The organism is Microbulbifer maximicatervae (SeqCode), assembly GCF_052468155.1.
On sequence record NZ_CP174335.1, the window covers coordinates 1,105,165 to 1,129,405 of the forward strand.

The following is a 24,241-nucleotide window of genomic DNA, read 5'->3' on the forward strand; positions in this document are numbered from 1 at the left end:
ATGTAAAATCAAAATCGACTTGAATCGCTTAACCTTTCCGCCAATGGCGATAACTTTATCCTTATAAATCAGAATACTGCGGCTATTTATCCTGAAAATCGTCGATAGGCACGATAAAAATAGAAGTCCGTACCACTTATTGCAGATTTTCACGCTTGTAGCGCCAAGCTTCCCTCGGTTATTCTCTGGTCCCCGCAGTAACCGGGATAACACTTAAGTGTTGCCCACAGTATTCGAGAGATAAGCCCCCAAATGACGGATTCATTGCGCCAGGCAGCGCTCGATTACCACGCGCTCCCCAGTCCCGGCAAACTTTCAGTAGAGCTGACGACCCCTGCCGAAACCCAGGAAGACCTGTCCCTGGCTTACAGTCCCGGCGTCGCCGAACCGGTGCGAGAAATTGCCAAGGACCCAGAAACAGCCTATCGATACACCGGCAAAGGTAATCTGGTAGCAGTCATTTCCAATGGCAGTGCCATTCTCGGTCTCGGCAATCTGGGCCCGCTGGCCTCAAAACCCGTGATGGAAGGCAAGTCACTGCTGTTTAAACGCTTTGCCGATATCAACTCCGTAGATATCGAAGTTGATGCCAGCAGCCCGGAGCAGTTTATTCAGACCGTGGCCTCAATCGCCAACACCTTCGGCGGTATCAACCTCGAAGATATTAAGGCGCCAGAGTGTTTCCATATTGAAGAGACCCTAATCGAGCGCTGCCCGGTACCGGTTTTTCACGACGATCAGCACGGCACCGCCATTGTGACCGTTGCCGGTATGCTCAATGCTCTGGAGATTCAGGGTAAGAAAATTAGTGAAGTGCATATGGTCTGCCTGGGCGCAGGTGCCGCTGCGACGGCCTGCTGCAAACTGCTGCTGGCTGCCGGAGCGCGCAAAGAGCAGATCACCATGCTCGACAGCCGTGGGGTTATCCACTCGGGTCGAACGGATATCAACGCCTACAAAGGTGAGTGGGCACGGGATACCGATATGCGCACCCTCGACGATGCCATCGCCGGTGCGGATGTATTCCTCGGGGTATCCGGCCCGGACCTGCTCTCCGCCGAGCAGCTACAGCGCATGGCCCCAAAACCGGTGGTCTTCGCCTGCTCTAACCCCAACCCGGAGATTAAGCCCGAGTTGGCTCACAGTGTGCGCGACGACCTGATTATGGCCACAGGCCGTTCCGACTACCCAAACCAGGTTAACAACGTCCTCTGCTTTCCGTTTATTTTCCGGGGTGCCCTGGATGTTCGCGCTGCGCGCATTAATGAAGAGATGAAGCTGGCAGCGATCGAGGCGATCCGCAAAATTGCCCACCTGCCGGTACCGGATTCAGTGCGCGAAGGTTATGGCGGTATCGAGCTCAGCTTCGGGCCCAACTATATCCTGCCCAAGCCAACCGACCCGCGTTTACTGCCTGAGGTGGCTTCGGCCGTAGCTCGAGCAGCCGTAGACAGTGGCTGTGCGCGCCTGCCCTACCCGGACAACTATCCCCTGGAACCCCTGTAAAGATCACAGATTTCCTCACTTAACCCGTTAGAGCAGGCATTTACCGCTTTCGCTCTAACGGAGTTCTTGAGCCATAAAGCCCCCGTCGCTAAACTGCCTTTCTGTCACAGCATCAAAGTTGCCCAACATAATGAGTCATGTGTACGTGCTGACCAATCAGCACCAGCAGTTCCTGAGTAAAAGCGGCGAATGGACCGATGGCCGCGAGCCGAACAAACTGTTTCGCAGCGAGCATAAAGACGTCGCTATCAACCAGATGTTCGAGGCTAATACTCGCAATGTGAGCCTACGCATTGAATTGCTACTGTGCGAACTCAGCATTAAGGGGCAGCCCCAGATCCCCGAGGAAGCTCTGGCACCGGTATCCAGTGATGTGAGTCAGGGTGACCCTGAAATCACCCCCTCAACACCTGAGGAACTGCCAGAGCAGGCCAACCCGGAGATAGAACCCCAGCCTACGCCTGAAGTCGCACCGGAAGAAGCGCCTGAGGTTGCCCCGGAACCAGCGCCCGCTGAAACGCCCGCACAGCCTGACGAAAACAAATCTGAATCCGCCGCCTGAGCGCCAGAACATTCAGCACCGGCACAGAGAGTCGCCCGAGATGGCAGCGATAAAGAAGCGTTCCGGTAGTACCAAGGAGATTCGAGTGCCCATTTCCCACCTGGCCGCGCTATCGCAAGCCAAACCAGCCCAACTGCTCAAAGGCATCCTCCGCGGTGTCGAGAAAGAGAGCCTGCGTGTCGCTCCCGATGGCGCCCTTGCGCAAACGCCGCATACCACAGCACTGGGCTCCGCACTTACCCATGAAAGTATTACTACCGACTTCTCTGAGGCCCTACTGGAATTTATTACGCCGCCAGTAGCGACCCCAGAGGAAGCGTTACAGGTCTTGGACCGTATCCACCGCTACACCTACAACCAGATCGGTGACGAGCGCCTGTGGGTTAACAGCATGCCCTGTGCGATTGGCGAAGATAAAGATATTCCGGTTGCCCGCTACGGCAGCTCTCACAGCGGCACAATGAAAACTATTTACCGGCTGGGCCTGGGGCTGCGCTACGGCCGAGCCATGCAGACCATCGCCGGTATCCACTACAACTTTTCGCTTCCTGAAGAGTTCTGGCTGTGGCTGCATGAAATCGAAGGCAGCAGTGAGGATTTAAAGAGTTTTAAAACCCGTCGCTACTTCGATCTAATTCGCAATTTCCGCCGCAATTACTGGTTGCTGATTTACCTGTTTGGCGCCGCACCTGCGGTATGCGCTTCTTTTGTCGATGGCCGCGAGCACAGTCTTGAGCCCTTCAATGGGGATGACCACACTCTGCACGTGCCCCACGCTACGTCCCTGCGTATGGGCGACCTGGGCTACAACAGCAACGTGCAGCAGTCACTAGTGGTTTGCTACAACGACCTGCGCAGCTATTTATCGACGCTCTGTTCAGCGATCAGCAGTTCCTACGGCCCCTACCAGGAAATGGGGGTTAAAAATGAAGGCGGCGACTACCAGCAATTGTCCACAGGCATACTGCAAATCGAGAATGAGTTTTACTCACCGATCCGCCCCAAAAACCCCGCCAAACGCGGCGAAACAGCGCTGTCTGCCCTTGATAATCGCGGTGTTGAATATGTTGAAGTGCGCTGTCTCGACCTGAACCCCTTCGCCCCCCTGGGAATTGACGCCCAGCAGATGCGCTTTCTCGATAGCTTCCTGCTGCACTGCCTGCTCACTGACAGCCCCAAAACCAGTGATGCCGATTACCGCAGTACCCAGGAGAACCAACAGCGTATCGTCTACCGGGGTCACGAACCGGAACTAACACTGCTGGATAACGGTGGCGAGCGTAAACTGAGCGACTGGGCCACCCAGTTATTGGAAGAGGTCGACTCAGTGGCAGAACTGCTGGATAACGCCTGGGGCGGCTCGCAATACCGCGGCTCAGTGGGCGTGCAGAAGGCCAAGGTGAAAGGGGATATCCTCACACCGGCACAACAGATACTGGCAGAGATGCGCGAACAAAACATTACCTTTTCCCAGTGGGCTATGGATAAAGCCGAACAGCACCGCCGCTACTTCCTGGAGCGCCCTCTGGACAGCGACTATCTGCAAGACTTCTTACAACAGGCAGAAACCTCACTGCTCAAGCAAAAAGAAATTGAAGCGCAGGATAGCGGTACTTTTGAAACATTCCTGAGCCGTTACTATGCCCAATACAACTGCTGCCAGGACTAGCGGCTGATACAGTGCCGCAGCCTGAGCGAGGCTTATGAACTATCTGGCACACCTGTTACTGTCCGGGCCCAATCCGCGCTGGCGACTGGGCGGGCTCCTGGGGGACTTTGTTAAAGGTCCCCTGGATGACAGTTGGCCAACGGATATTGAGCATGGTATTCGCCTGCACCGTCGCATCGATGCCATCACCGATGCTCACCCGGCCTACCGGGATGCCCTGTCAGAACTGGACCCGCGCTGGCGTCGCTATGCCGGTATCGCACTGGATATATGGTTTGATCACCTGTTGGCAGAAAACTGGCAGCAGTGGCACCCTGAAGCGCTGGATGAGTTTTGCCGGCGCTGTTGGAGAGACTTTCATTTCGACAGCCGGTATATTCCGCCACGCGCAATGGCATTTATTGAGCGCGCCGAGCAAATTAAACTGCTGCAAAGTTACCGCGAGGAGCGGGTAATCGAGCTGACCCTGGAGCGGGTTGGACAGCGGTTGCGCCGCCCGGTAGCACTGCAGGAGCTACTGCCTGAACTTATCGCCGGGCGGAACAAACTGGAAAGCAATTTCAATAAACTATTAACCGACTTGAATCTCGAAGCGAACCGCTTTCGACAGCACTATTCAGGACCCGAATTACCATGACCTTACCCAACCCGCGCATCACTTTTCTTCTGGTCTTCCTAATGGTGGCCTTTTTACTCGGCTCCGCCTTTTATCTCGAGTACGTGCAGGGGCTGGAGCCTTGCAAATTGTGTATTACCCAGCGGGTAATGCTATTGGGTGTTGGTGTAGTTTCGTTGATCGCATTCCTGCACAACCCTGCCACCATTGGCCGTCGTGTCTACGGCCTGCTGGTATCCCTGTGGGCAATGGGCGGTCTCTACTTTGCCGGTCGCCAACTGTGGCTGCAAAGCCTGCCGGAAGACCAAGTGCCGGCCTGTGGTCCAAGCGTCAGCTATATGATTGAAGTTTTCCCGATGGCCGATGTGCTCAAGGCACTGCTGAGCGGCGATGGCAATTGTGCTGAAGTACAGTGGACCATGATGGGCCTGAGTATCCCCGGTTGGGCCGCTATCGGTTTTGCCGGTCTGATCCTGTTCGGTGGCTGGCAAGCATTCCGCAGAGCTTAACAATCTCCGGCGGCTTTACCGGCCGCCATCTCCTACATGTCAAAATCCACGCTGCACAACATACTCCGCTGGCTGGGGGGAGCTGCCATTCTGGTTGCCTGTACCTGGCTGGGCAATTTCACCAGCTCAAGCCTGTCACTACCCATTCCGGGATCTGTCATAGGGATGCTGATGCTACTGGTGATTCTCGTGTTCAATGGTGGGGCTCCCGCAGGCCTTGCCAAAGTCAGCTCACAACTGCTTTACCTATTGCCGCTGTTATTGCTACCGGCGGCTGTCGGGGTATTTTTTTTCCAGGGCCTGACTCTATCCGACTGGCTAGCCTTAATCGCCGCTATTGTGATTGGCACACTGATCAGTATCGCTATTTGCGCACAGCTACTAAAGAAATTGCTGATTCGCTCTGGGGGTAATAGAGAGTGAATGAATTTCTGGCGAGCCCAATCTTTGTATTGCCCTTGAATGTCATCGCTTTTCTTGTCGGCGTTACCCTTTACCGGCGCTACAAGACTGTTCTGCTGCACCCTATCATCAGCGCTAGCATTTTGACCGCAATAACATTGAGTGTTCTCCATATCCCCTATGAGAGTTACCAGGGCTCCAGTGCATTACTGTACAGCTTGCTAGGGCCAGCAGTTGTTGCCCTGGCTGTCCCTCTCAAACAAAATCTAGTGATTATCCGCAAAGCCGGCTGGCCGCTACTTGTCACTATTTTTGTGGGTGCGATTTTGGCCCCAGTTATAGCGGTATTAATCGCCTTGGTATTTGGCGCGGGCAAGTCAGTACTACTGGCGTTGAGCGGCAAATCTATTACCACACCCATCGCATTGGCCCTGGCTGAAACAATCCACGCTTCTCTCAGCCTCACTGCAGCTATTGTGGTCTTGACCGGGGTGGTCGGTGCTATCGCTGGCCCAGCTCTAATGAGTAGGCTCAATATTCACGATGAGCGCATTGTCGGTATCGTACTCGGCATCAATGCCCACGCGGTGGGGACCGCACGAGCATTAGAAATCAGCGCCCTGTGCGGCGCCTGTGCAGCATTGGCCATGGGTACCTGCGGTGCGCTCACCGCGCTGATTTTGCCGCTCATTATCAGAGGATAAAACACCCTAGATTTGCTCCACCAAAGATCGCCGCAGGCATCGTTGTATTCTGGCGTAGATCACACTCTGCACCTTGCCGTCGGCGGGGGAATCTCCTATCTTCTTAGGGCCTTCGGGATCAGCAATAAAGCTGGCTATCACGGCAACAGTAACCAAAGGATTCTTGGAGATGCTGGAAAATTGTAAATCTGCGCGCGAGCGCTGGGGTGGCGTCAGTGAAATCATTGACCGCTGGCTACAGTCCCGACAAATCCTGCTGGTAAGTTACTACCATCTATCTGAGAAGAAAGAATTTAACGATGGGGATTCGGAGACCGAGAACGGTGTTCGTCATCTTTGCCAGTTGCTAGTGGACTACGTCTCTGCGGGACACTTTGAGGTATACGAACAGCTCATACTGGAAGGCCAGGCTTTTGATGATAAACAGGGGCTGCAACAAGCGCGGGAACTCTATCGGGATATTGATGTGACCACTGATGTCGCTGTCGATTTCAATGATAAGTACCAGGAAACCGACGATCTATCCAGCCTGAACCCAGATTTGTCACAGCTGGGGGAAGCACTGGAAACCCGCTTTAGTTCCGAGGATCGAATGATCGCACTTTTGCACACAGCCCATAAAAACCAGCTGGTCTAAAAAACTGAATTCATCACTGTAAAGGCGATGGGAAGCCGGCGCCTTTAATCGAATATTTTTGCTGTTGATTTTTCAAGGTAAAAAATAAAGGCGCCCATTGGGCGCCTTTATTGAATCCAAAGTAGTAAATTTAATTACTCGCTTTTGGGCTCTTCTTTTTTCTCTTCTTTTTTCTCTTCTTTTTTCTCGGCGCCATCTTCCTTGCCAACATTGGCTTTGTGCAGCTCCACTTCAAAAATCAGCGTTGCGTTAGGGCCGATCTTACCGCCTGCACCACCCGGGCCATATGCCAGCTCGGAGGGGATGTAAAGCTCCCACTTGGAACCCTCTTTCATCAGTTGCAACGCTTCGGTCCAACCTTTGATAACACCATTAACCGGGAACTGGACCGGCTCACCACGGGCGTAAGAGCTATCAAACTCTTCACCATTAATCAGGGTACCCTTGTAGTCCACTTCAACAGTGCTGTTCTCACTGGGCTGGCCGCCGGAACCCTCAGTAATCACTTTGTACTGCAGGCCGGAATCAGTGGTAACAACACCATCTTTCTTGGCATTCTCTTCGAGGAAGGCTTTTCCTTCCTGCAGGTTTTTATCAGCAGTCTCTTTGAATTCTTTCTCTTGCTGAGCCAGCATTTCCTGCTGCTTCTTCTGCATTTGCTCTTGGAAGGCAGCGATAGTTTGCTGCTTTTCTTCTTCAGTCAAACGGGATTCATGGCCGCTGGAGACATCCTTAAGAGCCATCATCACCACTTGGGGATCTAATTTCACATCCTGAGCTTCAAGGCGCTTCGCCATATCTTCGGCAATGATGTAGCTGACCTTCTTCTCCTGGGTGTCCAGGGCAACTTCTTTTTCCTGCTTAGATCCCTGTTCGTTACAGCCGGTCAGCGCCAGGCCAAGGGCAATTGCTGCAGCCAAAGGGTATTTATTCATGGGTGTTGTCTCTTTGTCCGTATTGCGTTGAATGATTCGCGCTTGACCCAGGGTCAATGCCTGCGGCGGCTTATCAAGTAATCCTGATTCGGCCCTTAGCCTCCAGGCGCACCTTTTCCGCCAGTCCGGTCAAGTCTAACCTAAGGCGACTGCAAGTGCATACCGATGACGCGCACACTGTGCAGGACACCACATTCCACCTTAAGGTTCCAGGGACCAGCGAGAAAAAAATACATTTACAGCACTATTTTCGCTGCTTACGGCATACATTTTTTTTAAAAACAGCGCTATTATCGACCAGTCGCCGGTTATTGTTCCGGACTGTTTGAGGTGCTTTTCAGTTTCAGAACAATTTACAGTGTTCAGATCCCCGATTTAAATATGTCTATTACATATAGATCTGATCCGTACACTGTCCGGATGTTCCAATTGATAATAAACGTCAGGACATTTACTCATGGCTGCCAAACAAAGAGCTGTCAATTCAGTCGCAGAACTGGAAGCACAAATTTCCAAGCTAACCGTCAAGCTGGACAAAGCCCGCAACAAGAAAGTTACCGATGCCGGCAAAAGTGTTTTAAAAGCCGGAAAAGCACTGACTTCCGCAAAAGAAAAATTAGCTAAAGCGAAAACCAAACTAGTAGACGCTAGAACTGCAGCCAAGACACGAAAGACAGCTGCCACTCAAAAGCGTGTAGAAACCGCCAAGGCCAATGTAGAAAAGCATAACGAAGTACTCCAGCAAGCAAAGGCATCACACGCCGAAGCAAAGGGTACTGAGTCCCAGGCAAAAGCCGAGCTGAAAGCTGCCGAAGCTGTACGTAAGGCCGGTGTAAAAGCAGAAAAACTGCTGAACAAATCCAAGCCAAAAGCCCGTAAAGCTACCACCTCAAAAAAAGTAGCCGCTCCTAAAGCAACCGCAGCAAAGAGCCGCACTAAAGCAAGCACTACCAACACCACCAAAACAGCGAAAAAGACAGTGGCAAAAAAAGCCACAGAAAAGAAAACTAGTGCCAAGAAAGCGCCGGCAAAAACCGCCGCTGCCACTAAAGCAGTAAAGAAAACTCCCGCAAAGAAAGCCTCCACTGCTGCGAAAAAAGCGCCAGCCAAGAAAGCTTCTGCTGCCGAGAAAAAAACTTCAGCGAAGAAAGCTCCAGCTAAAACTACTGCTGCCAAAAAACCAGCGGCGAGCAAACCCTCTACGGAAGCCAAGCCTGCAACAGTCAAGCCAAGCGCGGAAACTCCGAAGGTGAAGGCTGCCAGCAAGCCAGAAACCGTAGAGAAGCCCAAAGACGATTCAAAAACCATGGCTCCAGCTGAACAGCAGAAACCGATGGATACTCCACGCCCAGCAGCAACGATTACTCCTAGCACTCCGGCAAACAGCCTGTTTTCTTCGGAGCAACCCAGCGGCGAGTAGTCTCGGGACTCCTCGCAGCCAAATACGGTGCTGCTTAATTGAGCTCTGTACTTTTCACGACTGTATTACCGGCGACCCCAGAAAAGTACAGTGCCCAGAGGGGTGTAACAGTGGCTTAACCCGCTGCCCCCCTGTGAGCCAAGTAGCTTTCGATCAGGCCCGCCCAGCGGGCCTGATCTTTTTGCTGCAAACCATATTGCTGGGATGCTAGCTCCAGTGCAGAACGATCCCCCGGCCAGTCCTCAGCATAAATTTTCCACAGCGCAGCCAACTGCAACTGCTCCAGCTTCAATTCATAGCGTTTACACAGTGCGTAGGCCCGCTGGGTATGGGGGCGCAAACTCCCCAACCAACGACGCAGGTGTCGCACACTGCGAATCATTCGCCTGCGCGGCGCAACGCCTCGATCTGCGACTCTCCATCCCTCTTCACTGATTTCCTTGCCACAAACGGCTGTATAGCTCGCCCACAGCAGAAGACACACGTCAGCGCCATTTCTGTCTTGGCAGTCGAGTAGGAACTTCTCAACATCCTGGTAGGCATAAAAGTCCAAGCTGAACTGCCAGAGGGGGTTTTCCTTGGGGGAAGATGGAGGTGAAGTATTTGTCACGTTAAAATCCCGACCCTTTGCTGATCGGCATAGTGCCCCAGTCTCTGTGGAGTCCGGGTCTGTTCAATAGCCTAGCATTCATCGGCCTATTCATATGAGGTTTTTCCAGTGATCAATTTACAAGGGGTTTCTCTGCACCGAGGTGAGCGCGACTTGCTTGACAGCGCAGATTGCAGAATATTCCCCGGCCACAAAGTGGGAATTATCGGTGCCAACGGCTGTGGCAAGTCAACTCTGTTCAAACTGCTGCTTGGACAACTGGAAACCGATGCAGGGCGGGTGGACCTCCCCAGCACCTGGCGTATCTCCCATATGGCTCAAGAGGTAGAAGCTAGTGAGCAGTCAGCACTGGATTACGTTTTAGACGGCGATAGCGAGTTGCGGCTATTGCAAAAGCAACTGGCAGAGGCTGAAGCGAGCGGCGATACCGACGGTCACAAACTGGCAGAACTGCACGAGCGCATGGCCAGTATTGATGGCTATAGTGGCCCGGCGCGCGCCGCGCAACTCCTCGACGGGCTCGGCTTTTCCCACGAAGAGCAACAGCGCCCCGTTCGCAGCTTCTCAGGTGGCTGGCGTATTCGCCTCAATTTGGGCCGTGCCCTGATGTGCCCCGCAGATCTTATGCTATTGGACGAGCCCACCAACCACTTGGATCTGGATGCCACCCTTTGGCTGGAACAGTGGCTGCAACGCTTCCCCGGTACCCTGCTGATTATTTCCCACGACCGCGACTTTCTCGATGCAGTGGTCGACGGCATTGTCAGTTTTGAACAGCAAAAACTGGTCTTGTACAGCGGCAATTACAGTGCCTTCGAGCGCGCTCGCGCTGAGCGCCTGGCCCAGCAGCAAATACAGTTTGAAAAACAGCAAGCCGAACGCGCACATATGGAAGACTTTGTGCGGCGCTTTCGCGCCAAAGCGAGCAAGGCCAAGCAGGCACAAAGCCGCCTGAAAGCCCTGGACCGGATGGCTCTGATTGCCCCAGCCCATGTGGATTCCCCTTTTCATTTTACTTTGCCATCCTCAGAGAAAACCTCTAATCCGTTAATCGACCTGCGCGAGGCGGATATTGGCTATGCCGAAAAAATAGTGGTGAAGAACGTTCAGCTGGGCATTCAACCGGGACGCCGTATCGGCCTGCTCGGCCCCAATGGTGCGGGCAAGTCCTCTCTAATCAAAACCCTGGCTGGCACACTCGCCCCCCTCAGAGGCGAGCGCCAATGTGGCGAACACTTGGCCATCGGCTACTTCGCCCAGCATCAGCTGGAAGCACTGGATAGCAACGGTTCCCCGTTGCTGCACCTGCAAAGGCTGAGCCCCGATGCCTCGGAGCAATCGCTGCGGGATTTTCTCGGCGGCTACGGTTTTATCGGCGATCGGGTTTTCGAAACGGTAGGGGGCTTTTCCGGCGGTGAAAAAGCCCGTTTAGCCCTGGCACTACTGGCCTGGCAAAAACCTAACCTGTTGCTTCTCGATGAACCGACAAACCACCTTGATTTGGAAATGCGCCACGCCCTGACCCTGGCGCTGGCGGAGTTTCCCGGTGCCGTCATATTGGTTTCCCACGATCGTCATCTACTGGCCAATACTGCCGACGAATTTATTCTGGTGGCCAATGGCCGCGCCGAACCCTATAGCGGTGACCTTGATGACTACAAACAGTGGCTGCTCGGCTTTAACCGGGAAAAGAAACGCAAAGAAGAGAGCGCCTCCACTGTTACAAGCACAGAGGAAAAAGCCCCTGAGGATAAGAAGGCCCAAAGGCGCGCCGCCGCCGCTCTACGCGAACAACTGAAACCCCTGACCAACAAACTCAAGAATATTGAGCGACAGATGGCTTCGGCAGAAAAGGCATTGGTCGCAGTACAGGAAAAACTTGCCGATGAAGCGCTATATAGCGGTGGCCAGCAGGAGGAAATAGCTCGACTTAATAAAGAGCAGTCGGAGCAGCAGGAATTAATGGAAGAACTGGAAATGGAATGGCTGGAAATTTCTGAGAAGCTCGAAGAAATTCGCAGCGAGTAATTTTATAGAAAATCATTTTAAACAATATCTTCAGCGGGCTTCAGAACTTTTCTGCCGCCCGCTGAAGAAATCGATTTTAGTTGCCCTTAACGAATACAACCGTATTCATCCACTGCAATACCAATCGGTGTATTTGGGCATTGATCGATATAGCTGGGTACACCATCAAAATCTGTATCCAGCGGGCAGCCATCTAATTGCACATCGATTCCCACTGGGGTCTGCGGACATTGATCAGTGGCATCAATAACACCATCGGCATCTTCGTCATACCAAAAATCCGGATATTCAAGCCATTGATAGCCGACCGCCAAGCTGGCAAAACCATCGACACCACCTTCTTCGACCCCCTGGAAAAGACGTATATCTGCGCGGGCCTGCCAACGGGGCCCCAGGTGATATTTAATTCCCATTCCCACATTCACCATATTTTGCCGGTCATGCCAGTCACAATGGTAAGGCGGGTAGGGATAATGGTGGCCGTCTGGCCGATCCTCAGGGACATAGAATTTCTTACGACAATCCCAAGGATAGGGATAGTATGGGTCGTAGGGATGATCCGGATCATAGACATACTTTGGGTCATCTGGATGCCAGTGTTTTTTACGGTAACGCCGGTCGTAATTAATACGCATTTCACCCAGGCCAAACGCGACATAGGGCTGCCAACAAAAATTACCGCAGAACTGCCCTCCAAATTGATATAGGAGATCTATGCGGTAGTTATACACATCTACTTTCTCGGGCGTATCCGCAACACTCACGACGAAATAGTCGACAACCCCTTCCATCGCCCAATGATTTGTCATGTTAAAGCCAAAACCGGCACCGACACCTGAGGTATCTCGCATTTCAAAACCGCGAAATGGCGTGCCTTGTAGGCGGTCACCATCAAACCAATGCTTACCCCCATTAACATAGAGGTTTAAAGTTCCAACAAAATCAGCACGGACTTCAGAAACTGTAAAGAGTAAGATAAACGGCAGGCTATAGAGAAATGAAAGCAGAGGGTCACGCCTTCTCATTAGAAACACCAAGATTCCTTCCTTGATCAACCCCCCAAATTATTATTAACATCAATATCTATTAATAAAAATAATTCGGTTTTGTTTTCGCGATGCTTCCTGAATCCGGTTCTTATTGGAAATAAAATTCGATAATCACAGCACCACTAGAAGCATAGACGGCTAGTGGCGAAAAACAGTAATAAAGACAGGAGAGTTAACCCTTGCTGGCACCCAATATCGATAACTATGTTAGGAACTTGGTTCACCCACAAAACATACAAACCACCTGCTATGTCCCCAAAAGTATCCGTGAGTACGCACAGGACTTCCAAAATAATTCCAATAGCAACAGTAAGTGGTATCACAAGCGCAGTAGTGATGGACTAACCCGGATCGACCAATTAGTGAGCCAGGCAGTACAAATTCAAACAAATGATTACGGAAGGATTACCCGTGTCGCCAAAGTACTAGTGGAAACCCTATATACCTGGCTTACTGGATTTGATCCCTCCACACCCACCAAGCTACTCGATAGCGATGGAATAACACGCCGTAAAGATGCCGTTTTAGCTTTACTCGGTGGAGCTTACTGCTGGTATCGACAAGCCAGTGAAGCTTTCAGCTCTGAGAGGAGAGCAATATCCAACATCGAAGCCCATTTGGACGTCCCTTTCTCACTATTTAATTACCGATTTAGCCGCAGTGGTTTTAATCTGCACACAGTGACAACGCTGTTATACCGTGGCGATACCCGCCCACCACAGAAGCTGTGGCAAGTCGGGGGATTCTTTCCCTGGATGAATCAAAATGGCCGCTTTGATCCGCACCTGGGTACCGGAGCATCTAACCAAGTCATCTCAACCACTACCAATGCAAATATTGTTGCGCGCTTTGCCTGGCACAATAAAACTTATTGCCCAAAAAGGTATTATTTTGTGCATGGAACAAATGAGGGTGATTTAGCCACTACCGGTTTTATCTATGAGCTCGATAAAAGAAACCACCAATGTGTAGAGGTTTCCACTGTCACCCAGGGACGTGAAGTTGCCTTTATGGCTATTCCCAACCAATTTATTCGCCGCTTTCGCATGCGTTATTTTGCGGGCACCCAAAATAATATTGAACTGTCGGACTGGATGTCTTATGACAGTAACACCATCCGCAACCTGAATGTTGTCGAAGATAAACGCCGATGGGAAGCCGCCAAGAAAAACTGGAATGAGTTTTTCTAGCAATAGAGGTGGGCTATTGCATGCCACTGGTGCCATGTTAGCACCGGTGGCAAGCATCGATCGTCAGTGCGAATTATTCGCCTTTGGACTCTTCAACAGTTGACGCATCTACGTCAGTGGTAGTTAGCGGCAGCGCTTCACCAGGTAACCTGCGGTATACCAGATCCCAAACACCGTGCCCCAGTCTCTGCCCTCGACGCTCAAACTTGGTCTCTGGGCGCCATTCTGGCCGGGCAACATAATCACCCTCACTGGCGGTATTTTCTAGCAGGTTTTCACCTTGCAATACTTCCAGCATATGCTCGGCATAATTCTCCCAATCTGTCGCCATATGCATAAGGCCGCCAGTTTTTAACTTGCTGCAAATCAGGCGAACAAATTCCGGCTGCACTATCCGGCGTTTGTGGTGTTTCTTCTTGTGCCAGGGATCAGGGAAGTACAGCTGGAAACGATCCAGGCTCCCATCGGCAATACAATCGTTTAGGACATCGACCGCATCGGCCATGTAAACACGCAGGTTTTTGATACCTGCCTTGCCGGCATTATTGATCAACCGGCCAACCCCCGGCGGGTGTACTTCAATACCAATAAAATCCTTATCTGGCTCGGCTTCAGCCATGGCCAGCAGGGAATCCCCCATACCGAAACCGATCTCTAACGCCAGTGGCGCCTCGCGGCCAAAAACCTGTTGGCGATCCAAAGGTCCGTCAAATAGGGAGAGCCCATACTGTCCCCAATAATTGTCAAAGGCATTGCGCTGCCCCTCTGTCATTCGCCCCGCGCGAATCACATAGCTGCGGATAGATTTCTTCTTAAATTCTGTGCGGTAGGGAAAATCTTCCGCAGATTCGTCTTGCATTGTTCGCGACCTCTTATGCGAAACGGTTTATATCTTGATATTCTGTTCGGGCTCGGTATCAGCGTCTAAGCCCAGTAAAGCTGGCTACTTAGAGAAATTAAATGCGGCAAAAAACAGGACTACCCAACCGGCTATCATCATCAGCCCGCCGAGAGGGGTGATTGGACCTAGCCATCGGGGGCCTCCCAGTGCCAGGGCATAGAGACTGCCGGAGAAGAAGATAATACCGAAAGTAAAAAGAGCACCGCTCAGGGTCAGCGATAAACGGTTTCCCCAGTTTTGCATTAGCAGCACCACACCAAACAGCGCCAGGGCATGAATCATCTGGTACTGGACTCCGGTTTTATAGGCCTCTAGCAGGTTCTCTGCCACTTTACCGCGCAGGCCGTGAGCCCCAAACGCCCCCAGAGCCACACCACTAGCGCCAAAGAGTGCACACAGTAGCAGATAGAGTTTGGCCATTACCTTCCCTTTTTGTTTTACCCTGTGGTGACAGGTATACCTGTAACAGGCGGGACAAAAAAAACCGCGCTACTGCGCGGTTTTCTACCCGTGTACCAGAACGCCGATTTAGGCTTCCATAGCAGCACGCACTTTCTTCATGGCATTTTTTTCCAGCTGGCGAATTCGCTCAGCGGAAACACCATACTTATCAGCCAACTCATGCAATGTGGATTTCTCCTCACTGAGCCAGCGGGCCTGAATAATATCGCGGCTGCGATCATCCAGTTGTGCCATAGCACTGGCGAGGCTGGTCAAGTTGGTTTCCTGCCAGTTATCCCGCTCAAGCTGGGCGGCCGGATCAAAACTGCGGTCTTCCAGGTAGTGAGCCGGTGCCTGCCAGGCGGTATCGTCATCGTCATCGACACCTGCATCAAAAGCCGCATCGTGTGCAGCCAGGCGGCCTTCCATTTCATGGACCTGGGTGACATCCACATTCAAGTCTTTGGCGACGGCTTTAGCTTCTGCATTGGTCAACCAGGCGAGTTTTTTCTTCTGACCGCGCAGGTTGAAGAATAATTTGCGCTGCGCCTTGGTGGTGGCAATTTTGACAATACGCCAGTTGCGCAGAATAAATTCGTGGATTTCAGCTTTAATCCAATGTACCGCAAAGGATACCAGGCGCACTCCCTTTTCGGGATTGAAGCGTTTGACGGCCTTCATCAAACCGACATTACCTTCCTGAATCAGGTCGGCTTCATTGAGCCCGTAGCCGGAATAAGATTTGGCGATATGCACTACAAAGCGCAGGTGTGACATGACCAGCTGGCGTGCAGCATCGAGATTTTCGCGGTAATAGAGGTCTTCTGCCAGGTGCTTTTCCTGTTCAGCGGTCAGTACGTCAAAACCACTGACGGTCTGGATATAAGCTCCCAGGTTGGCGCCCGGAGACAGCGTATGCACTGGCTGTAGGCTGGTTCCCATTCAGGTCTCTCCTGTCATTATTAGTCGGCCGATCTTACCGGCCGCTGCCGTCGGATACTGTATCCGGCGACAAGCTGGACTCAGTGTAGCACTTGCACGGGCAGATAAGAAAGCCCGCCAACAACTACCGTATTCTGTTGTATTTCGCGGAATTAGAGGGGCTTTTTACGCCTCAGGTTCCCTTTGCCAGAACACTTTACCCTTCTTGATCAGACTGAACGGTCAGCGGGGTTCTATCTTGCGAGTGTGTCGCGCTACCGCAAGCCAGGCTCCTAATAGGCCCAGCGAGGAGGCCCCCAGCGTTAATTGAAAGAAGTAACTGGCTCCCGGCCCTCTCAATTCGAAGCTGCTGCCATAACTTGATGACAGACTCTCAACTGGTCCAGACAACATAGCCACACCACCTGCAAGCAACAGCCACGCCAACAGCCCGCCAAATAGTCCATAGCAAATGCCACTGTAAAGGAACGGCCGCCGCACAAACGCGTTAGTGCCGCCGACGAGCTTTACTACCAGGATCTCCTCCCGGCGACTTTCGATATGCAGCCGTATGGTATTGATCACCACCAATACCACCCCCAGCGCCAATAACAGGGCTAGACCTGCGGAGAGACGCTGTCCCAGTTCGGTGATCTGGGCGAGGCGCTGGACCCAGGCGAGATCCAAGACCACTGAATCCGTCAGTGCCTGGGCTCTCAGGTTCTCCACCAAAGCCTGAAGTTTATCGCCGTCCTTCGCATCCCTTGGCCGCAGCAACAGCACTGCCGGCAGGGGGTTGGCATCCAGGCCAACCAATACATCCCCAAGCCCCGAGGCCTGTTCAAACTCTGCCAGGGCATCTTCCGGGGAGACATAAGTTACCTCCGCGATAGCGGGATCACTGCGCAATTTGTCGGCCAGGGAATTAACCGCAGCCTGTCTCGCATCTTTGTGTAGAAAAACTGAAATTTGTGGCTGCCCATCCCAACCGGCCACCACCCGCTGGAAATTCAACAATCCCAATTGCAATGCCGCCGGCAGGGCCAGGGCAATAGCAATCACCAGCGCCGTCATTGCACTGGCCATGGGTGCGCTAAAAAATCGACTGACGGAGTCGGCGGCCATCTCACGGTGGTGCCCCAACCAGCTATTCCATCGATCGCCCAACCCTGTTTGTGCAACAACAGCGCCGGTGCTGCGCACACGTTTGTCTGCGGCAGGGTTGGCCTGTCGTTGCGCTTTAGCTTGGGTGTACTTCACGGCTCGGAACTCCGTCGTATATCAGTTGGCCAGCCTGTAGGGTCAATACCCGTCGGCGCATCCGTGCAATCAGTTCCAAGTCGTGGCTCGCCACCAGCACCGTAACTCCCACTGCGTTAAAGTCGGCGAACAACTGCATAATTTCCTGAGAGAGTGTTGGGTCCAGGTTGCCGGTGGGCTCATCGGCAACCAGTATCGCGGGCTTGTTAACGACTGCGCGGGCAATCCCAACCCGCTGCTGCTCACCACCAGACAACATAATGGGATTTTGCTTTTCCTTGTGCAGCAAGCCGACCTTATCCAGGGCTGCGCGAACCCGACGCCCCACCTCGCGCTTATTGCAACCAGCAACAGACAAGGGCAGGGCAATATTGTCAAAAACGCTGCGGTCAAATAGCAGCTGGTGATTCTGGAAGACAATACCCAGATTGCGGCGGTAGTAGGGGATCTGGCCATTGCGCAGACGGTTGAGATTCTGTCCGGCGACAAGAATACTGCCCTTCGTAGGGCGTTCAATCGCGGTCAGGAGTCTCAGCAAAGTACTTTTACCCGCACCGGAGTGACCGGTGAGAAACACCATATCGCCACGGGGGATTTCCAGACTGACTCGCACCAGGGCATCCTGCCCCGATGCGTAACGCTTGTTCACATTATCGAAAGTGATCACGGCTTCTGTTGTTCTTGTTATTTCCTAGGCGAATTATCAGGCCTTATCGCGGCCAAACAGGGCGGATACGAACTCACGAGCGCGGAATGGCTGTAGATCTTCCGCCTGCTCACCCACACCGATAAAACGCACCGGGATGCCAAAGCGACGAGCCAGGGCAAAGATAACGCCGCCTTTGGCAGTACCATCCAACTTGGTCAGCACCAGGCCAGTAACGCCGGCCGCCTCACGGAACTGAGAGGCCTGGTTAATCGCATTTTGGCCAGTGCCAGCATCCAGTACCAACAGCACCTCGTGGGGCGCGCTGGGGTCCAGCTTGCCCATCACCCGGCGCACCTTGGACAACTCCTCCATCAAGTTGGATTTGGTGTGCAGGCGCCCGGCGGTATCGGCAATTACCACATCGACGCCGCGCGCCTGGGCAGACTGAACCGCATCGAAAATAACTGACGCACTATCGGCACCGGTATGCTGCGCTACAACCGGTACATCGTGGCGCTGCCCCCAAACCTGTAGCTGCTCAACTGCTGCGGCACGGAATGTATCACCGGCAGCCAACATCACCGACTTACCTTCACCGAGAAAGCGGTGGGCCAGCTTGCCTATTGTTGTGGTTTTACCCACACCGTTTACGCCCACTACCAGAATGACGTAAGGCTTCTTGCTAATATCGATTTCCAGGGGAGCATCAACACTATCGAGTAAGTCAGCCAGCTCCTGCTGCAGTGCCTTGTAAAGTGCATCGCCATCGGCCAATTCCCGACGGGATACCCGTTCGGTCAGGCGCTCGACGATCTCGCTGGTGGCCTCAACTCCCACATCTGCCATCAACAGCTGTGTCTCAAGTTCTTCCAGCAGATCTTCATCGATTTCCTTGGCCCCTAGGAACAGGTTTCCCATCCCCTCGACAAACTGGTTGCTGGTGCGGCTGAGGCCGCGACGAATACGCGCAAAGAAGCCCTCTTTCTTTTTGGCTTCCGGTTTCGGCTGCTCTTTAGCTCTGGGTTTTGGAGCTGGCTCGGGTTGAATCGGGGCTGGCTTCTCGGCCTCTTCTTTTATTACAGGCTCTGCTGCAACCACCTGGGGGGCTTCGACAACGGCCTCCGGCTCGCCCGCCGCATCAGCATGCTGCGCCCAGCCGGCACTTTCCTCTTGGGGGACAGAAGCTGGGGCAGTGGGTTTATCGATAGGGGCCTTTGCCTCCTCCAGTGCGGAGGTTTCTCCCTGGGCAGACGACTTTTCCTCTATGTCTGAGGGCATTTTGTCCAGCGCCGAGGGCTCTTTATCTAGCGCTGAAGGCTCTGGGCTCTGCGCCGATGATTCCTCTTCAGACGCAGCAGTGACCTCCGCCTGGGATTGCTGGGGCTCACTTTGTTCGGGCTTGCGCTTCTTCTTTTTGCGCAGGAAGTCAAAAATCATTCGTATGTCCGGATGTACCGCTTGCAGAAAGACGCTAATCTTAGCATCGCTAAGCCCCCAGTAGAGAGTTACCTTGGCCAGAAGTTCATCCCGAAAGCAAAGCCCGCAAAACCTTTCACAGTTACGCATCATTGGCGGACAGTGGCGCGGGCGAAAATTACAGTTTGCCCCAGTGGAGGGCTTGAGACCTACCGGCGACCGACTGCGGGAGGTTCTGTTTAACTGGTTGCAGTTCTACCTGCCCGACGCCCGCTGCCTGGACCTCTTTGCCGGTTCAGGTGCCCTGGGTCTGGAGGCGCTATCCCGAGGCGCCGGCTCGGTAGATTTTGTCGAGCTGAATACTCGCGCTGCGCGAACCCTGGCGGAACAGTTAAAACAGTTAAACGCCCGGGAAGCCAAAGTCCATAACTGTAGTGCAGAAGAGTTCCTCGGAAGTAATGGAAGTAAATACGACCTCGTATTTATCGATCCCCCTTTTGCCGACAATCTTTGGCAGGCAACTCTAGGCGCCCTGTCCGGCCATCTTTCGCAGGATGCATTAATCTATGTGGAAACACCGCGAGACACAGTGGTCGCATCAGTACCTGGCTGGGAACAGGAAAAAGAAAAACGTGCGGGACAGGTGTGTATGCGCTTGTTTCGCCGTGCTGGCCCGGCAGGTTAGGAAAGAATAAAAAGATTCGGTTTTGACCTTAGCCGTAAATTGTTTACCATTCGCATCCCATTCGGCCCGCATTTAAGCCCTGGCGTATGAAAAAAGTCGTCTATCCCGGAACCTTCGATCCCATCACCAATGGTCACTTGGACTTGGTGGAGCGCGCATGCCGCTTGTTTGACCACGTTATCGTGGCTGTGGCTGCCAGCAACCGCAAAAACCCCCTGTTCACCTTAGAGGAGCGGGTAGAACTTTCACAAAAAGTTCTCGGCCACCTGCCCAATGTCGAAGTCATTGGATTCGATATCCTGCTCGCCGACCTGGTGCGCCAGGTAGATGCTTATGGCGTACTGCGCGGTCTGCGCGCGGTGTCCGACTTTGAATACGAGTTCCAGCTGGCCAATATGAACCGCCAGTTAGCGCCCAATATGGAAAGCCTATTTCTGACACCGGCAGAACATTTGTCCTACATTTCATCCTCTTTAGTGCGTGAAATTGCCTCCCTGGGCGGCGATGTCACCAAGTTTGTTCCGGCTGCTGTACAGAGCGCGCTGGAAGAGAAATTTCGTTAAGCCGGAATCTGGCTATTTCTGATACACTCGAGCGGATTTATCCACAATCCGCGGAGTGTTACGTGCGCAACTTTCTCGCCGCCTTTGCACTGGTTCTGAGTCCCGCTTTCGCTTTTGCCGATGAACCTCAACCAGAGCTTGATACCGGTCGCACAGCCGTTAAGTCCTCAACGGCCAACTTCTATATGGCAGTCACTGCCAACCCCCACGCCAGCCGGGCTGCCGAGCAGATTCTCGCCCGGGGCGGCAGCGCTGTGGATGCCGCCATTGCCGCTCAGATGGTATTGGGATTGGTAGAACCACAATCCTCCGGGATTGGTGGCGGAGCATTTATGCTCAGCTATGACGCTGCGGCAAAGAAGCTCAAGTACTACGACGGGCGCGAGACAGCCCCCTCTCAGGTAGACGAAAATTACTTTATCCGCGACAACAAGCCGCGTTCATTTTTTGAGTCTGTAATCGGCGGCTACTCGGTCGGCGTTCCCGGTGTTGTGCGAATGCTGGAAATGGCTCACGAGCGCGATGGCAAGTTACCCTGGGAGCAGTTATTTCAGCCGGCCATACACCTGGCCAAATCCGGCTTTCAGATATCACCGCGCCTTCACCAGCTGTTACTGCGCATGCCGAAGGTGGCTGCTCGACCGGAAATTGCCAGCTACTTCTTCAACAGTAACGGCAAGCCCCTTCCGGTGGGTCACAACTTGAAGAATCCAGCTTACGCGGAAACCCTGGAGGCCATTGCCCAGGGCGGTGCGGATGCCTTCTATCACGGCGACATTGCCAAGGCTATCGTCAAAGCTGTGCGCTATGACAGTGCCAACCCAGGGCTCCTGAGCCTCGAAGATATGGTTAGCTACCGGGCCAAGGAGCGCCAGCCCCTGTGTTCGGAGTTTCTCGAATATCGTGTGTGCGGTGCGGATGCCCCGTCGTCCGGAGGTACCACAGTAGGCGGCATTCTGGGCATGCTGCAACAATTTCCACTGGAGCGCTTCGAGCCTGGCAGTGATCTGCTCACCCACTTATTTATCGAAGCTTCGGAACTGGCATTTGCCGATCGCAACACCTACTCCGGTGATTCCGACTTTGTCCAAGTACCCAGTAAATCACTGGTGTCCAGGGATTATTTAGCTCGCCGCGCGCAGTTAATCGACCCGGACTCCGCCACAGCTGCGACTCCGGGTACCCCAGCCGAACTCGGGGTGAAGCGGGTGATGGCCCAGTCGCCAGAGTTGCCCAACACCAGTCATTTAGTGATTGTCGACCGCTACGGTAATGGTGTCAGTATGACGACCAGTATTGAAACCGGCTTCGGGTCGCGCCTGATGGTGAAGGGCTTCCTGCTCAACAACCAGCTCACCGATTTTTCCTTCACTCCAAAAAACAGTAGTGGGGAGCGGGTGGCCAACCGCATTCAAGCGCGCAAGAGACCACGCTCTTCCATGTCCCCCACCATCGTTTTCAACAAAGATGGCAGCATGCGCCTTCTGGTGGGTTCCCCCGGCGGTTCACGAATTATTGACTACACCGCGCGCACCATTCTCTACCATCTGGGCTTGAATATGCCGATTGCCGAAGCGATTTCTGCGGGAAATATCGGCGCTATTGGTAAGAGAGTCGAATTGGAGCCCGGCTTTTTCAGCCCCGATACTATCGAGAAACTCGAAGCCCGTGGACACGAGGTTGTCGAAAGGGGCCTCAACAGTGGTATCCATGCCATCGCTTTGCAAAATAACAAGCTGTACGGTGGAGCCGACCCCCGCCGCGAGGGCAGCGCAGTGGGCCGCTAAATGGCCCACCCTCGTGGTGATTAGCCTGCCCACTCACGCTCCCAAGCAAAAACCATTGATCCCCCGCCAACCCTGCCATTAACCGAGTCCACCTTAGTCCATACTTCTTTTTGCTTAATCGAGTAAGAGAGCTTGGCAAGTGAAAAAACCAAAAACCGAGTTGGGGGGACTCAGACTCCTACACAACCCGATAACCAACAAAGGCACAGCCTTTACTGCAGCAGAACGACAAAAATTTGGTCTCACAGGCTTAATTCCAGATGCGGTTGAAACCATAGAAACCCAAGTAGAACGGGTAATGATGCAGTTGAATCACAAGCATTCAGACATTGATCGCTTTGTTTACCTCACTGGGCTATTGGACACCAATGAAACGCTTTTCTACCGCGTGGTTATGTCCGACCCAGAGCGCTTTTTACCTATTATTTATGACCCTACCATCGGTGAAGCTTGCGTTAAATTTAGCCATATCATACGCCGGGTTAGGGGCGTTTACCTTTGCACTAACCACCGGGGCAAAGTCGCCGAATACCTGCACCATTGGCCGGATCAGGAAATCCGTTTTATCTGCGTAACTAACGGTGGACGAATTCTAGGACTGGGCGATATCGGAGCCAATGGCATGGCCATTCCCATTGGAAAATTACAGCTATATACCGTGGCGGCAGCTATACCACCAGAACATTTACTGCCGCTCTTTTTAGATGCGGGGACGAATAACGAGGCTATTCTCAGTGACCCCTTATATATCGGCTTACGAGAAAAACGTCCCACCAGTGAAGTCCTATATCCCTTTGTCGATGAGTTTGTTGCTGCTGTTCAGGAGCAATATCCCAACTGTTGTTTGCACTTCGAGGACTGGACTGGCAGTGATGCTGTACACCTGCTGAAACGCTACCGGGACAAAGCTTGCTGTTATAACGATGATATTCAGGGAACCGCCGGAATAGTTCTCGCAGGCATGCTCAATGCACTGAAAATCAAAGGTAGTACGCTAAAAAATGAGCGAATATTTTTTGCCGGAGCAGGGTCGGCAGGCATAGGTATAGCTGACTTACTCGTCAGTAAAATGATCGAGGATGGGCTAAATGAAAAAGATGCCCGAGCTAGAATTATTATGTTTGACCAAAATGGCCTATTGGTTAAAGGTCGGACAGATTTATATGATTTTCAGCAACCCTATGCGCATGATTTACCCCCTACCAATGACCTGTTTACCGCTGTAAATACACATAAGCCAACTACTCTTATCGGCGTCAGTACTGTTGGGCAGCTATTTACGCGGCAAGTAGTAGAGACTATGGCAAAATTTAATCAAAAACCAATAATTTTTGCCTTATCCAATCCAACCGAGCACGCTGAATGTACAGCGGAGCAAGCTTATCAGTGGTCTCAAGGCACAGCTATTTACGCTGCTGGAGTTCAGTTTCCAAATTACAACTTTAATGGGAAAAATTATTTACCTGGACAGGCAAATAATTTCTACATCTTCCCTGCAGTTGCTCTTGCAATCTATGCGACCAAAGCAAAAAGAATCCCAGATGAGCTATTTATAGAGGCGGCTATTGGTGTTGCAGAACAGGTCGCAAACGAACTTCTTGATCAAGGCTGCTTATTTCCACCACAAGCGGACATACTTAAAGTGTCATTGCACACTGCTGTCAGGGTAAGTGAAAAAATATTCAAGCTTGGTCTGGCCGAAATACAAGAGCCCAAGAATCTATATAAATTCATTGAAGAGTTAAGCTATAAAGCAGAATATAGGACATTCACATAAGCTT

The 24,241-nt window shown here is 52.6% G+C and carries 24 protein-coding genes; 15 read left to right on the forward strand and 9 right to left on the reverse strand.

Translation table 11 applies throughout. The features are described from left to right. The first annotated feature begins 252 nt into the window (after nt 1-252). From ACJJIY_RS04680 to rsd, 8 genes are all read left to right on the forward strand, one after another. A complete protein-coding gene (locus ACJJIY_RS04680; RefSeq protein ID WP_445359199.1) occupies nt 253-1,506 on the forward strand; it encodes a malic enzyme-like NAD(P)-binding protein in 1,254 nt (417 codons plus the stop codon). Nucleotides 1,507-1,636: 130 nt separating this feature from the next. Then, nucleotides 1,637-2,068: a hypothetical protein gene (locus ACJJIY_RS04685; RefSeq protein ID WP_445359200.1), complete on the forward strand. Its 432-nt coding sequence runs from the start codon at nt 1,637-1,639 to the stop codon at nt 2,066-2,068. Nucleotides 2,069-2,108: 40 nt separating this feature from the next. Continuing rightward, nucleotides 2,109-3,737: a glutamate--cysteine ligase gene (gene gshA / locus ACJJIY_RS04690; protein WP_413663800.1), complete on the forward strand. Its 1,629-nt coding sequence runs from the start codon at nt 2,109-2,111 to the stop codon at nt 3,735-3,737. A gap of 34 nt (nt 3,738-3,771) precedes the next feature. After that, entirely contained in the window at nt 3,772-4,374 is a 603-nt protein-coding gene (locus ACJJIY_RS04695) for an acyl carrier protein phosphodiesterase (protein ID WP_445359201.1), read from the forward strand. Beyond that, nucleotides 4,371-4,862 carry a disulfide bond formation protein B gene (locus ACJJIY_RS04700; RefSeq protein WP_282930663.1) on the forward strand — a complete coding sequence of 164 codons (492 nt, stop codon included), beginning with the start codon at nt 4,371-4,373 and terminating at the stop codon, nt 4,860-4,862. Before ACJJIY_RS04695 ends, ACJJIY_RS04700 begins: the two co-directional genes overlap by 4 nt. Before the next feature lie 36 nt (nt 4,863-4,898). Then, entirely contained in the window at nt 4,899-5,285 is a 387-nt protein-coding gene (locus tag ACJJIY_RS04705; protein ID WP_413663802.1) for a CidA/LrgA family protein, read from the forward strand. After that, nucleotides 5,282-5,968: an LrgB family protein gene (locus tag ACJJIY_RS04710; protein WP_444895677.1), complete on the forward strand. Its 687-nt coding sequence runs from the start codon at nt 5,282-5,284 to the stop codon at nt 5,966-5,968. Before ACJJIY_RS04705 ends, ACJJIY_RS04710 begins: the two co-directional genes overlap by 4 nt. Nucleotides 5,969-6,137: 169 nt before the next feature. Next, nucleotides 6,138-6,605, forward strand: a complete 468-nt coding sequence (rsd, locus tag ACJJIY_RS04715; RefSeq protein WP_413663804.1) for a sigma D regulator — start codon at nt 6,138-6,140, stop codon at nt 6,603-6,605. Nucleotides 6,606-6,739: 134 nt separating this feature from the next. Here rsd and bamJ read toward each other — a convergent pair whose 3' ends face one another. Then, entirely contained in the window at nt 6,740-7,540 is an 801-nt protein-coding gene (gene bamJ / locus ACJJIY_RS04720; protein ID WP_445359202.1) for an FKBP-type peptidyl-prolyl cis-trans isomerase, read from the reverse strand. A gap of 457 nt (nt 7,541-7,997) precedes the next feature. On the opposite strand from bamJ, the gene ACJJIY_RS04725 reads away from it, so the two are divergent. Next, nucleotides 7,998-8,960: a histidine kinase gene (locus ACJJIY_RS04725; protein ID WP_445359203.1), complete on the forward strand. Its 963-nt coding sequence runs from the start codon at nt 7,998-8,000 to the stop codon at nt 8,958-8,960. Nucleotides 8,961-9,075: 115 nt separating this feature from the next. On the opposite strand, the gene ACJJIY_RS04730 is transcribed toward ACJJIY_RS04725, so the two are convergent. Continuing rightward, on the reverse strand, nt 9,076-9,570 hold the full coding sequence (locus tag ACJJIY_RS04730) for a TIGR02444 family protein (protein WP_413663807.1): 495 nt from the start codon (nt 9,568-9,570) through the stop codon (nt 9,076-9,078). A gap of 108 nt (nt 9,571-9,678) precedes the next feature. Here ACJJIY_RS04730 and ACJJIY_RS04735 point away from each other — a divergent pair, with 108 nt between their 5' ends. After that, nucleotides 9,679-11,598, forward strand: coding sequence for an ABC-F family ATP-binding cassette domain-containing protein (locus tag ACJJIY_RS04735; RefSeq protein ID WP_444906861.1), 1,920 nt, complete (start codon nt 9,679-9,681; stop codon nt 11,596-11,598). Between the two features lie 86 nt (nt 11,599-11,684). On the opposite strand, the gene ACJJIY_RS04740 is transcribed toward ACJJIY_RS04735, so the two are convergent. Continuing rightward, a complete protein-coding gene (locus ACJJIY_RS04740) occupies nt 11,685-12,623 on the reverse strand; it encodes an outer membrane beta-barrel protein (RefSeq protein WP_282930654.1) in 939 nt (312 codons plus the stop codon). A gap of 203 nt (nt 12,624-12,826) precedes the next feature. Between ACJJIY_RS04740 and ACJJIY_RS04745 the strand changes: the two genes are divergently transcribed. After that, entirely contained in the window at nt 12,827-13,837 is a 1,011-nt protein-coding gene (locus ACJJIY_RS04745) for a hypothetical protein (protein ID WP_445359204.1), read from the forward strand. Between the two features lie 73 nt (nt 13,838-13,910). Here the strand turns inward: ACJJIY_RS04745 and trmB are convergent, their stop codons facing one another. The 6 genes from trmB to ftsY all read right to left on the reverse strand — a co-directional run bounded on the left by trmB (nt 13,911) and on the right by ftsY (nt 19,287). Beyond that, a complete protein-coding gene (gene trmB, locus ACJJIY_RS04750) occupies nt 13,911-14,696 on the reverse strand; it encodes a tRNA (guanosine(46)-N7)-methyltransferase TrmB (protein WP_444958967.1) in 786 nt (261 codons plus the stop codon). Between the two features lie 84 nt (nt 14,697-14,780). Beyond that, nucleotides 14,781-15,158: a DUF423 domain-containing protein gene (locus ACJJIY_RS04755; RefSeq protein WP_444895670.1), complete on the reverse strand. Its 378-nt coding sequence runs from the start codon at nt 15,156-15,158 to the stop codon at nt 14,781-14,783. Between the two features lie 108 nt (nt 15,159-15,266). Further along, nucleotides 15,267-16,121 (reverse strand): RNA polymerase sigma factor RpoH, encoded by an 855-nt coding sequence (gene rpoH / locus ACJJIY_RS04760; RefSeq protein WP_282930650.1) that lies wholly within the window; start codon nt 16,119-16,121, stop codon nt 15,267-15,269. 222 nt (nt 16,122-16,343) lie between these two features. Further along, entirely contained in the window at nt 16,344-17,360 is a 1,017-nt protein-coding gene (gene ftsX / locus ACJJIY_RS04765; RefSeq protein WP_445359205.1) for a permease-like cell division protein FtsX, read from the reverse strand. Next, the gene (ftsE, locus tag ACJJIY_RS04770; protein ID WP_282930649.1) at nt 17,341-18,027 is read right to left on the reverse strand and encodes a cell division ATP-binding protein FtsE; all 687 of its coding nucleotides are present in this window, start codon (nt 18,025-18,027) and stop codon (nt 17,341-17,343) included. The genes ftsX and ftsE overlap by 20 nt, the downstream gene beginning before the upstream one ends. Before the next feature lie 36 nt (nt 18,028-18,063). Then, a complete protein-coding gene (gene ftsY / locus ACJJIY_RS04775; RefSeq protein WP_444935144.1) occupies nt 18,064-19,287 on the reverse strand; it encodes a signal recognition particle-docking protein FtsY in 1,224 nt (407 codons plus the stop codon). A 232-nt stretch (nt 19,288-19,519) separates the two neighbouring features. On the opposite strand from ftsY, the gene rsmD reads away from it, so the two are divergent. The 4 genes from rsmD to ACJJIY_RS04795 all read left to right on the forward strand — a co-directional run bounded on the left by rsmD (nt 19,520) and on the right by ACJJIY_RS04795 (nt 24,237). Beyond that, a complete protein-coding gene (gene rsmD / locus ACJJIY_RS04780) occupies nt 19,520-20,110 on the forward strand; it encodes a 16S rRNA (guanine(966)-N(2))-methyltransferase RsmD (protein WP_444915169.1) in 591 nt (196 codons plus the stop codon). A gap of 86 nt (nt 20,111-20,196) precedes the next feature. Continuing rightward, nucleotides 20,197-20,673 carry a pantetheine-phosphate adenylyltransferase gene (coaD, locus tag ACJJIY_RS04785; protein ID WP_282930647.1) on the forward strand — a complete coding sequence of 159 codons (477 nt, stop codon included), beginning with the start codon at nt 20,197-20,199 and terminating at the stop codon, nt 20,671-20,673. 62 nt (nt 20,674-20,735) lie between these two features. Continuing rightward, nucleotides 20,736-22,460, forward strand: coding sequence for a gamma-glutamyltransferase (gene ggt, locus ACJJIY_RS04790; RefSeq protein ID WP_444934494.1), 1,725 nt, complete (start codon nt 20,736-20,738; stop codon nt 22,458-22,460). Between the two features lie 139 nt (nt 22,461-22,599). Further along, on the forward strand, nt 22,600-24,237 hold the full coding sequence (locus ACJJIY_RS04795) for an NAD-dependent malic enzyme (protein ID WP_445359206.1): 1,638 nt from the start codon (nt 22,600-22,602) through the stop codon (nt 24,235-24,237). The last annotated feature ends 4 nt before the right edge of the window (nt 24,238-24,241 follow it).

Excerpts from the sequence above, each read along its gene's own strand:
- ACJJIY_RS04680 (WP_445359199.1), top strand. The coding sequence starts at position 253 with ATGACGGATTCATTGCGCCAGGCAGCGCTCGATTACCACGCGCTCCCC.
- ACJJIY_RS04685 (WP_445359200.1), top strand. The coding sequence starts at position 1,637 with ATGAGTCATGTGTACGTGCTGACCAATCAGCACCAGCAGTTCCTGAGT.
- gshA (WP_413663800.1), top strand. The coding sequence starts at position 2,109 with ATGGCAGCGATAAAGAAGCGTTCCGGTAGTACCAAGGAGATTCGAGTG.
- ACJJIY_RS04695 (WP_445359201.1), top strand. The coding sequence starts at position 3,772 with ATGAACTATCTGGCACACCTGTTACTGTCCGGGCCCAATCCGCGCTGG.
- ACJJIY_RS04700 (WP_282930663.1), top strand. The coding sequence starts at position 4,371 with ATGACCTTACCCAACCCGCGCATCACTTTTCTTCTGGTCTTCCTAATG.
- ACJJIY_RS04705 (WP_413663802.1), top strand. The coding sequence starts at position 4,899 with ATGTCAAAATCCACGCTGCACAACATACTCCGCTGGCTGGGGGGAGCT.
- rsd (WP_413663804.1), top strand. The coding sequence starts at position 6,138 with ATGCTGGAAAATTGTAAATCTGCGCGCGAGCGCTGGGGTGGCGTCAGT.
- bamJ (WP_445359202.1), bottom strand. The coding sequence starts at position 7,540 with ATGAATAAATACCCTTTGGCTGCAGCAATTGCCCTTGGCCTGGCGCTG.
- ACJJIY_RS04725 (WP_445359203.1), top strand. The coding sequence starts at position 7,998 with ATGGCTGCCAAACAAAGAGCTGTCAATTCAGTCGCAGAACTGGAAGCA.
- ACJJIY_RS04740 (WP_282930654.1), bottom strand. The coding sequence starts at position 12,623 with ATGAGAAGGCGTGACCCTCTGCTTTCATTTCTCTATAGCCTGCCGTTT.
- trmB (WP_444958967.1), bottom strand. The coding sequence starts at position 14,696 with ATGCAAGACGAATCTGCGGAAGATTTTCCCTACCGCACAGAATTTAAG.
- ACJJIY_RS04755 (WP_444895670.1), bottom strand. The coding sequence starts at position 15,158 with ATGGCCAAACTCTATCTGCTACTGTGTGCACTCTTTGGCGCTAGTGGT.
- rpoH (WP_282930650.1), bottom strand. The coding sequence starts at position 16,121 with ATGGGAACCAGCCTACAGCCAGTGCATACGCTGTCTCCGGGCGCCAAC.
- ftsY (WP_444935144.1), bottom strand. The coding sequence starts at position 19,287 with ATGCCCTCAGACATAGAGGAAAAGTCGTCTGCCCAGGGAGAAACCTCC.
- coaD (WP_282930647.1), top strand. The coding sequence starts at position 20,197 with ATGAAAAAAGTCGTCTATCCCGGAACCTTCGATCCCATCACCAATGGT.